Source organism: Amycolatopsis sp. NPDC023774, from assembly GCF_040639695.1.
Taxonomy (GTDB): domain Bacteria; phylum Actinomycetota; class Actinomycetes; order Mycobacteriales; family Pseudonocardiaceae; genus Amycolatopsis.
In genome coordinates this window covers 1-8,970 of the sequence record NZ_JBFAAJ010000072.1, presented here as the reverse complement: position 1 = coordinate 8,970, position 8,970 = coordinate 1, and the positions used below count along the sequence as shown (strand labels likewise).

At 66.7% G+C, this 8,970-nt stretch carries 14 protein-coding genes; 8 read left to right on the top strand and 6 right to left on the bottom strand.

Annotated features, from left to right (window positions below):
- Both AB0F91_RS46315 and AB0F91_RS46310 read left to right on the top strand, forming a co-directional pair.
- Positions 1–183: hypothetical protein (locus AB0F91_RS46315; protein ID WP_360608768.1), on the top strand; the 183-nt coding region annotated here is incomplete at its 5' end.
- 128 nt (positions 184–311) lie between these two features.
- Positions 312–758, top strand: a complete 447-nt coding sequence (locus AB0F91_RS46310; protein ID WP_360608766.1) for a lipocalin-like domain-containing protein — start codon at positions 312–314, stop codon at positions 756–758.
- A gap of 81 nt (positions 759–839) precedes the next feature.
- Here AB0F91_RS46310 and AB0F91_RS46305 read toward each other — a convergent pair whose 3' ends face one another.
- Together AB0F91_RS46305 and AB0F91_RS46300 are read right to left on the bottom strand one after the other, a co-directional pair.
- Complete coding sequence (locus tag AB0F91_RS46305; RefSeq protein ID WP_360608764.1) at positions 840–1,271, bottom strand: hypothetical protein; 432 nt, start codon at positions 1,269–1,271, stop codon at positions 840–842.
- 183 nt (positions 1,272–1,454) lie between these two features.
- A complete protein-coding gene (locus tag AB0F91_RS46300) occupies positions 1,455–1,883 on the bottom strand; it encodes an SMI1/KNR4 family protein (RefSeq protein ID WP_360608762.1) in 429 nt (142 codons plus the stop codon).
- A 598-nt stretch (positions 1,884–2,481) separates the two neighbouring features.
- On the opposite strand from AB0F91_RS46300, the gene AB0F91_RS46295 reads away from it, so the two are divergent.
- The 5 genes from AB0F91_RS46295 to AB0F91_RS46275 all read left to right on the top strand — a co-directional run bounded on the left by AB0F91_RS46295 (position 2,482) and on the right by AB0F91_RS46275 (position 5,208).
- Positions 2,482–2,832, top strand: a complete 351-nt coding sequence (locus AB0F91_RS46295; RefSeq protein WP_360608760.1) for a hypothetical protein — start codon at positions 2,482–2,484, stop codon at positions 2,830–2,832.
- Complete coding sequence (locus tag AB0F91_RS46290; protein WP_360608758.1) at positions 2,829–3,281, top strand: hypothetical protein; 453 nt, start codon at positions 2,829–2,831, stop codon at positions 3,279–3,281. The genes AB0F91_RS46295 and AB0F91_RS46290 overlap by 4 nt, the downstream gene beginning before the upstream one ends.
- Positions 3,282–3,287: 6 nt before the next feature.
- A complete protein-coding gene (locus tag AB0F91_RS46285; protein ID WP_360608770.1) occupies positions 3,288–3,665 on the top strand; it encodes a relaxase/mobilization nuclease domain-containing protein in 378 nt (125 codons plus the stop codon).
- A complete protein-coding gene (locus AB0F91_RS46280) occupies positions 3,662–4,393 on the top strand; it encodes a hypothetical protein (protein ID WP_360608756.1) in 732 nt (243 codons plus the stop codon). The genes AB0F91_RS46285 and AB0F91_RS46280 overlap by 4 nt, the downstream gene beginning before the upstream one ends.
- Positions 4,394–4,749: 356 nt before the next feature.
- Complete coding sequence (locus tag AB0F91_RS46275) at positions 4,750–5,208, top strand: hypothetical protein (protein ID WP_360608755.1); 459 nt, start codon at positions 4,750–4,752, stop codon at positions 5,206–5,208.
- A gap of 17 nt (positions 5,209–5,225) precedes the next feature.
- On the opposite strand, the gene AB0F91_RS46270 is transcribed toward AB0F91_RS46275, so the two are convergent.
- Positions 5,226–5,483 (bottom strand): hypothetical protein, encoded by a 258-nt coding sequence (locus AB0F91_RS46270; RefSeq protein ID WP_360608753.1) that lies wholly within the window; start codon positions 5,481–5,483, stop codon positions 5,226–5,228.
- 351 nt (positions 5,484–5,834) lie between these two features.
- Between AB0F91_RS46270 and AB0F91_RS46265 the strand changes: the two genes are divergently transcribed.
- Entirely contained in the window at positions 5,835–6,239 is a 405-nt protein-coding gene (locus AB0F91_RS46265; protein ID WP_360608751.1) for a hypothetical protein, read from the top strand.
- 467 nt (positions 6,240–6,706) lie between these two features.
- Here the strand turns inward: AB0F91_RS46265 and AB0F91_RS46260 are convergent, their stop codons facing one another.
- The 3 genes from AB0F91_RS46260 to AB0F91_RS46250 form a co-directional block, all read right to left on the bottom strand.
- The gene (locus AB0F91_RS46260) at positions 6,707–7,012 is read right to left on the bottom strand and encodes a hypothetical protein (protein WP_360608749.1); all 306 of its coding nucleotides are present in this window, start codon (positions 7,010–7,012) and stop codon (positions 6,707–6,709) included.
- A gap of 12 nt (positions 7,013–7,024) precedes the next feature.
- Entirely contained in the window at positions 7,025–7,150 is a 126-nt protein-coding gene (locus AB0F91_RS46255) for a helix-turn-helix transcriptional regulator (protein ID WP_360608747.1), read from the bottom strand.
- Between the two features lie 78 nt (positions 7,151–7,228).
- The gene (locus AB0F91_RS46250) at positions 7,229–7,822 is read right to left on the bottom strand and encodes a hypothetical protein (protein WP_360608745.1); all 594 of its coding nucleotides are present in this window, start codon (positions 7,820–7,822) and stop codon (positions 7,229–7,231) included.
- Positions 7,823–8,970 lie beyond the last annotated feature (1,148 nt).

Below are 8,970 nucleotides of genomic sequence, written 5' to 3'. Positions count from 1 at the left end.
GACATCGACACACTGGGCCGACACCTGCGCGCCGCCTGGCTCGGCTTCATCCGCACCGGCACCCCGGCCACCGAGCCGCCCTGGCCACGATTCACCGCAGACTCTGCCTTCGTCCGCCACTGGCGCACGAAAGCGCACACTACAGCGTGTGTTGGTAACGGGCAAGATAATGACATTCGGTGACGCCGCGGCACCGTGCCCGTGTTGCAGGCTTCGTTTATCAGTGGCGCTGTCCATCGACGGCGGATGGACCGCGCACTGACAAAGCGAGTATGCCGATCCGATCACCATCGAGGATGGATAACGCGCTCATGAACGCAGTGGACCTTCGCACCCAACTGGTAGGGACCTGGCGACTCGTTTCCTACGAGACGCGGAGCATCGCTACCGGGACCGTCTGGCATCCCTTGGGTGAGGACGCTTGTGGGCTGCTCCTCTACACCGAGGACGGCTATATGTCGGCCCAGCTCATGGCGGCAGACCCATCGCCGTTCGTCGACGGTGATCTGCACCAAGCAGACCACAACGAGCTAGCGGCGGCTGCACGCGGCTACATCGCCTATGCGGGCCCGTTCGAGGTGAGCCCCGACGGCCGACTCACCCATCACATGACCGTCAGCCTGTTCCCCAACTGGCTTGGCCAGACGCAGCAGCGCATCGTCTCCCTCGATGGACGTCGCCTGCAGCTTGCCACGGCCGACCCGATCGTCGTTCGTGGGGAGAAGTCTGCGACCAAGCTGGTCTGGGAACGCACCTGACCATCTTGTGACCTGCCCGGCGCTGGGCGTGCGCGTCTCCGTCGACACCGACGGCGAGGTGTTCGTCCAGTCGAACGAAGGTCAGTTGCCGACGTAGTCGAGCAGCACGTCGGCGAACGGACGTGGCACCGGGATCGGCGGGTCGCCGAGCCGAAGCAGGACCTGGTCGTGGTCGCGCAGGACGTCATCGACGGTCAGCTGGGCGATCTTCACCAGCGGTTGGGCGTAGAGCAGGATCAGCAGCGCGAGGACCCGGTCGCAGGCGGGAATGGCTTCGTCAGTGAAGACACGGCGGATGTAGCTCAGACGTTGTCGCTGGCTGAGCCGGACTCCGGCGTTCTTGGCGACGGCCGGGAGCCGCAGGCGCGGTAGTTCGTGGTGGGTGATGCACCAGCGCAGGAATGCGCGGGAATGTCCTCGGCGGCCGAGATCGGTGGCGAACCAGCGGTCGATGTCGGCCTGGCGGCAGGTTTCGAGGGTTCGGCCGTGCTCGGTGAGGTGGTGGCCGATCAACTAGACATCTGATGCCGGCCACTCGCAACAGGTTTCTCGGCGCGCGGACGAGCGAGGTGCCCGCTCATCGGCTACTTGAGCCATGAGCGTGGTCCAAGGCCGAGTCGTCGGACAGGTTCGGTGAGACGGTCCACCTTGGATGAGAATGCTAGCGCCAGCATCGGCATCGCCACCAACGAGAGGTCAGTACGGCGGGAGCGAGCTCGCCTGCCACCGGGCATAGAACTCTTCGACCGTGTCGGCCAGACGGGTCGCGGCGGCGTCGATCGCGGACCAAACGAACACCCCTGAGCCGCCGGCACGCGGGACGCAGAATGGCGCGCCGGCTCCGTCGTCGCCGAAGCCGACCAGGTCGACCCGGGCTGTTCCCTGGACCGAGCTCGACCAATCGGCACGGTTGCGCTCGACAACATCGGACAACGGCCACACCACGAACCACTGGCCAGGGCCGTCGAACACTCCATCGGTGACGAGATAGAGCTCGCGCAGCGCTTCCGGAAGCGTGGCGTCCAGCGCTGTCTCCGCCGCGGCAAGATCGACAGCTGCGGCGGGTGCTTGGAGCACCACTCCGTCGTCAGACAGGAAGCGTTCACGCCAACCGCCGGTGGTCACGCCGCCAAGCATCACACGTCAGCGCCAGCCACCAAACGTCGCCGGAGCCCTCATCTCCATCGGACGGGAGATTTCCGCATCAGATGCGAGTTTGGGCGCATCGACGCAGGTCACTCGCCCGAAGAGGTGACGTGCAAACCGCATCGCGTTGCACGCTCGCCGTGCCAACCTTCTGCTTGGCAGAGCCTGTTCCTGCTGGACGCGGGCCGTCCGCCGTTCGCGGCGGTTTGGAAGATGCACACCTACCCGAATTCGTCTCCGCTGCAATAGGCGATCCGCAGAGCAAGATAATGCCAAAGCGAAACGCTTTGGCCCAGACCGCTGCGCGGCCTGGCAGACTGTCCTTACGGACAGCCCGAACAGCAGTCTCAGGCCGACGGGCCGGAAACGGAAAAGCTGGGCGGCGCCGAAAACCTGGGGAATGAGCTCAGCTCACACGCGAGACACGAACACAAGATCGTTGGGTCGGCCCACCCGGACCCGACGTAGCCGACACCGCACCGCGGGGTCGCAGGACAAAGTGTCGGGGGACACGATGACGGGTGGGGACGCGGGGTACTGCGAGCATTCGACAACAGGCAAACGCGAACCACGCGGGATGCTGCGCTACAGCGACACCGAGTGGGCCGTGATCGTGCAGGCCGCAGCCCTCGCAGGCAGGAAGCCGGCGCCCTGGGCACAGCAGGCTGCCTACGACGCCGCACGGGCAGAGCACCCCGGCACAGCGACCTACCGCGAAGCGGTCGCGGCACTGACGCAGGAACTGCGCGAGCATCGGCGAGTACTGACCAACGTCGGAGGAAACCTCAACGACGTGGCCAAAGTCGCGAACGCGACCGGCGAGATCGAGATCGCGCAGGCAGCCGTGGCGATCATGCGCCTGATCGCCAATGTGGTGCGGACCTCCGACACCGTGATCAAAGACGTCCGGGAGCGGTTGGTGCCGTGATCGCCAAAGTCGTGCGCGGCTACAGGCCCGCTGGGCTGATCAGGTATCTGTTCGGGCCGGGCCAATTCGAGGAGCACAAGAACCCGCGCGTGGTCGGCTCCTGGGACGGCGCCCCGTGGCTGCACCACCCCGACAAGCTGCCCGCGGTCAAACTCGACGGCGAGATCCTCGAGCCTGGTGCGTTCGACTTCGACCTTGGCCCGCTGACCCAGACGATGCAGGAACTGGCCGAGCACGCCGGGCTTCCGCTGAACAACCCGCCGCGGATCACACCGCAGTGGGCTCTGCAGCTGCGCGCCGGCGGTGCGCTGCCGCCGCACGCGCCGTCCTGGGTCAAGCACTATCGGTACGACGAGAAGAAGAAGGCGGTTGTGCTGCGGGAGGGCTACGTGTGGCACTGCCCGGTCCGATTGCACCCCGACGACCCCACGCTAAGCGACAAGCAGTAGGAGCAGATCGCCGAGCGGCTGATGAAGGCCACCGGTATCCATCAGGCCGGCGCTCGGTGGATCGCCGTGCGTCACGCAGACGACCACATCCACCTGATGGCGACGCTGGTTTCCGAACACACTGGCAAACGGATCTATCCGTACCGGGATTACCCGAAGCTGCGCGAGGAGTGCCGTAAGATCGAGCGCGAGTTCGGGCTGGTGGCCACCGCCGGGGCGGACAAGACCGCGCTGCCGGCGCCGACCCGCCGCGAGAAGGGCAAGGCCGAACGCAAGGGCTGGGCGGTGACCGCGCGCGAAGAGCTGCGCCGGGTGGTCGCCCAGTGCGCAGCCAGCGCGAGCAGCAGCGAGGAGTTCCTGCGCGGCTGCGCCGGGAGGGGTTGAACCCGAAGACGACGGTGGGCGCGGACGGCGAGATCCGCGGCTACACGGTGTCGCTCCCGGGCGACGTCACCGCCGACGGCACGCCGGTGACCTACTCGGGCACGAAGCTCGCGGCCGATCTGACGTGGCCGAAGCTGATGACCCGCTGGGCGAGCACGCCGGCGGCCGCACCGATCGAGCGAACCGAGGACGGCCGCGTCTCCCGCGCCGAGCGCCAGGACGCCCTTGAGCACGCCGCTACCATCGTCGGACGCGCCACCGTGCAGGTTCGCGAGAGCGGCGGGGACGTGGACGGGATCGCGCACGCCGCCGGGGAGGTATTCGCGGCGCTTGCTCGCGGCCGGGAAGGACGCGAACCGGGGCCGCTGGCGGAGATCGCTGAGCGGTATGACCGTGCGGGGCGGACACCGCACCGTGTTCTGCCCGCGCGGATCGGCCCGGTGGCGCGTGATCTGCGGCAGGCGTCGCGGCGGATCGCGGCCGCCGGTGCCCTGTCCGGGCGGGGCAAGGAGAAGTTCGCCGGCCTCGCGTTGCTGCTGGCGCTGGCGAGCCTGGTCGCGGAGATCGCCGCGTGGCAGCAGATGCGCGGGCGGGTTCACCAGGCCGCGGCCGCACGTCGGGCGGCCGACCTCCCGCCGCTGCCCGTCCGGTCACGCCGCCGACGGCGGGCGGAACGCAGGGGCGACCCTACGACCAGGGCCTCCCGCCCGCTGCAGCCGAACGGGTAAGCAACGGGCGACACCGTATGGCGATCGATCACGAGCCAGGGCAGAAGCGGCCAGCGCGGCGAGTTGTCCACAACCCGCACGAAACACACAATGACCGACGCGGCTGTGTGCGACGGTCATGATCATGACGGACACCTGGACGCTCGGGTGGGGTGGTCGTACTGACCGGCAACAGACCCGGCGGCGCACAGTGCGACGCCGGTAGAAGACCCATCGTGCGTAGCTGGGGAGTCCTGATCGAGGCCGAAACCCCGCGACCAGGCCGCGAGAGGTATGCCGCTGTGACTGCGCGGTCGGTCGGCCTTGTCGTCACGAATTTCGGCCCCACCTGGGTGACTAGACGCCACAATGCTCCTGTGACAGCCGAGCACCCTCTGCCCCTCGACAGCGCCGCCGAGGCGTTGCTCGCCAAGATCGAAGCACGGCGATGGTCCGTCAGCGACCTGAGCGCGCAGCAGGCCTGGGCAGCGTTCCTGGACTTCGCGGCCCTTCGTTTCGACATCCCTGACGAGCCAGATGCCGACGGCCTGCTTTACCAGTTCGGTGTCTACCACTTCACCGGTGAGCCGGCCTTTCACCTGGACCCGACGCGTCAGCTTGCCATTCGCAACGAGCAGTACGTCCAGGTCCATCTCGACATCCGATTCGCGCTAGACCCCTCGCTCGTCGCACTCGGCCGACACACCGAATGGTGGTTCAGCGAGGATGACACCGCCCTGGACGACTGGGCGGGGGCCATCTCACTCCGGCCGGAGTGGTCCGTCCTGAACCAGCTCAAGCCGACCTCGATCGACATCTACCAAGACGAGATCTGACCCCGCCGAGCCGACAGTCAGTCGAACTCAATGCCCCACCCCGGGTGTGCTCTGAGCTCCGCATCGACCGGATGACCCAACGCTTCGACCGCCGTGGGCAACGGCGTGACGACATCGTCCAGCTGGTACTCCCACGCCCACCCCTGTGACCGCACGAGGTCGAACACCGCTTGCCAGTCCTCGGCCGACGCGTCGGCTACCGAGACGTCGGGAAGCGCACCCATCAGGTGGGGATCGAAGAGGCTTCTGACCTCGTCCCAGAGCAGATCCGGCATCACCTCATCCTGCCGGTCCCCTCGTGCAATCCGGTCCAGATCACGCAAATGTTACGCACAGCGGACAAGTCCCCCAAATCGTCACTCCCGGTGATCACGAGTGGATCTCCGACAGCGGGAATTCCGGGAACGTCCGGCAGGATTCAGGGCATGCGTTTGTCTCGAAGATTCATCGCCGTCGCTTTCGTGGCGGCGGCTGCCGCAGGGTGCTCGAACAGTGGGAGCGGAGCTGTGGCGGCGCCGCCGGCTTCCAGCAGCAGCCTGCCGCCCACCACCAGCAGCAGCGCCCCTCCCCCGGCGCCGTTCGTGCCAGCGGTTTCTCCGGCACACCTCAGCGCGGCGTGCCCGTTCTTGTCCCCGGCGGAGTTCGCGAAGACGTTCGACGACACAGACGTCGACGCCAGCAGTGAACAGCCCCAGACACACCAAGACCAGTTCACCGCCTACAACTGCGACTACCACCTCGCCGATCCCCCCGGGACCCACCTGGGAACCCTGACGGTCGGCGGCGTGCCGTCGCTGCTCTCCCCGCAGAAGGCGCTGCAGCTGTTCAGCGAGTCCTGCGCAGATGACGTGCAGTCCCTCTACGAAGCCGCGATGTACTGCTACAGCAAGGACGGCGGCACCGACATCGTGGTCGCCAAGTCCAGCCATGGTGAGACCCGCCTCGCGACGATCTCCCTGGTGAATCCTCCCGACGGCACGATGCGCGCCGAATACACCGCAGTGATGAAAACCCTCGAAGGCCGCCTGTAATCCACCGCAGCGCCGCGGACCGGTTCACGTCCGGCCGCGGCACTGCGGCGGATGTGTCCCCGGAAAACCGCCCCGACGCGTTGAGCGACCGAAGGGGCCCGTACTTCACCTGAGGTCAGCTGACTGGACTGCGGCGTTCGAGGAACACGGTGTCGTGCCTCGGGCGAGGATGTCGTTGACCGCCTGCGGGCTCAGCCCGGCGTCGAAGAGGGTGCCGTGGCGGTCGATCCGGCGGAACGCCGGCCCGTCGCCGATGCCGGCGGCTCTGGTCCAGGCGTGCCACGCGCGCACCGCGCACAGATCGGGGTCGCGGGCGTAGGGAACGGTGGAGGTGCCGATCGTCTTGCCGAACCGGACGGTGACGATCAGGCCGTTGGGGTCGTCGGCGATGTCGGTGACCAGCAGGTGGGCCAGGTCCGAGTAGGGCCGGAGCCGACTCCTCGCCCAGTGACCCGGTGATTGCGCCGTCAGGTGACATCGGCCACCGGTTCGGCGGCAAGTGCGGGCACGTCGCCGTCCTCGGGCGGCAGCATCGACTCGATGAGATCGAGTAGCGCCCCGCGCTGCCGCTCGTTCAGCCGTGCGAAGTACTCGAGAAGGCGAGCCTGCGACACGGTCGGCCGCTCGGACCCCTTCGGAGCATGCCGCGCCGGATCAATGCCGACCATCTTCAGCGCTTCACCAGGATCCAGGGCGACAACCTGCGCCGCCGAGATCACAATCGACGCGCGAGGGTTCATGGGCGTTTCGACGCCTCCGCCGAGCTTGCGCACGCCGCTCTCGAGCTACCCCCAGGTCGTCACGGAGAAACCGGCCGCCGCCGACGCCTGACGCTGACTCAGGCCAGCGGCCTTCCTCGCAGCCTCCAGCCGCTTGCCGAGCGGCCACGGGCGCTTTCTCTCGTCTGCCACAGGAGCATGGTGGGGTATTCCCCTCTGGCGCGCTACCACCTGGTCCCCGTCGGTAGTGGCAACCGGGGGTTGCGGTGCTCAGTGGGGTAGGCACTTCTCTGGCCCCGGGGAGTGGCCCGTGATGAGCCATTGTCCTTTGTCGACCTGCGCCACCTGGAAGAAGCCGAGCGCCGGGCCGCCCTCGATGTCGAACGTGCACGAGTCGATGGTCACGACACTGGCCGGTGCCGGCCCGGACACGTAGGAGGGCAAGGACTCGGCGTAGTCGTTCTGGCTCGTGACCTGCTCGTGCAGCGCTTCGACCGCGGCGCGGCAGTCCATCTGGCCGACGTCCTGGGCGAACTTGTCCTGGACGTCCTCGCTGAACCGGCCGCAGGCGTCGTCGACGAAGCCCTGCGCGATGTTGTGGTACACGAACCGGACGGCCTCGTAGGGGTTCGCCGAGAAGATGTGGTTCGTGTGGAATGGCTGCATAGACGTGGTCTCGGCAGCTGACGTTGGGGAGGGGCTGGGGAACACGCGGGACTCGAAGTGGCGTACCGCATCAGCGGTGCCGCTGTCGCTGCCGGCAGTGAAGCTGATTGCGGCGGTGACGCCCAGGGCCGCCAGGACCACGACTGCGCCGAGGACGATTCCACCGGTCCCGATGCGCAGTTGCCGTTTGTCCCCCATAGTCCTGTCTTCCCCTTCGTTGAGCGGCGCGCGCAACACGGAGCGCGCGGAGCGCGAGGCTAGCGCGCTGGGGCTCAAAGGTGGTCATCGGAAGCGACCTCGTGCTGCTCGCCACTAAATTCGGCCAAGGGTCGAGCTCACGGAGAAGTGGCGCTCCTTCGCTGCCCTTCTGACCCCACACCCACCCGACCGCCTTCGCGTCCAGCTGTGAGAACTCCCGGTAACAGGCACCGAAAAACAGCGCCGAGCACGTCGCAACTGCCCCGGGCTCGTGTTGCGGTCGGCCGCCGGTTGCATCAGGCCGTCGACCGACCAGTTCAGCTCGTGCTCAGAATGCGCCCCACTATCTACCGGCACCTGGACAAGACTCTCGACACCGCTCCCACGCCGGTGGGCGACCTCGGGGAAGGCGCGAACCTGGCCTGTGACGGTAACCCGAATTAGCGCATACATATGCCTTACTTCGAATGGTTGTCCGACCGTGGTGACGAGGCAATTAGGTGCCGAAGCGGGACTGGTGGTAACCCACATGCCACTCAACTGGGCCATTCGGTTAAAAATAGGGCCGGTTGTTGAGTTTTCGCACGTAAGCGCATGGCCCTTTTGCTGAATTTCGGGTTCTTCGGTCACTCGATCGTAACCGAATCCGTCGCGGACAGTGCTCCTGCGACAAACGACATCAACCCGCGACCAGCTCACCGCGCCGAGCCTGCTCCGCCACTGCCTCGACACCCGACGTGCGGAAGAGGGAGGTCAAGAAACTCCCCGCTGACGAAGCGGAGCGGCTGCTCACGCCCGTGTACGTGGGTCGACCCTCGGTACCCATGTGTGGTCCCATGAGCCGACGATCGATTATTTCGGTCGCTCACATGGCGCAGAATTGGGGAGCGTTCAGTGAGAGCCTTTCACCCGAAACAATGAACGCCAGCGTTCCATATCCCACCCAATTGTCGGCGCTTCCGCGTCCTGGTTGGCGTGGTAGCGTCGTAATCATCGGTACGCCGCCCGCTGGTATGGCATGGCTATTTGGCCGGGTGCTAACTCGTTTTCTTTCGCCCGGCGTTTTTGCGCGTGTTCGGGTGGCTGGTATCCCCGTCGTCGTTGCGGAGGTGATCGGTTCATGGGGCAGGAGAGGTTGACTGTCGCGC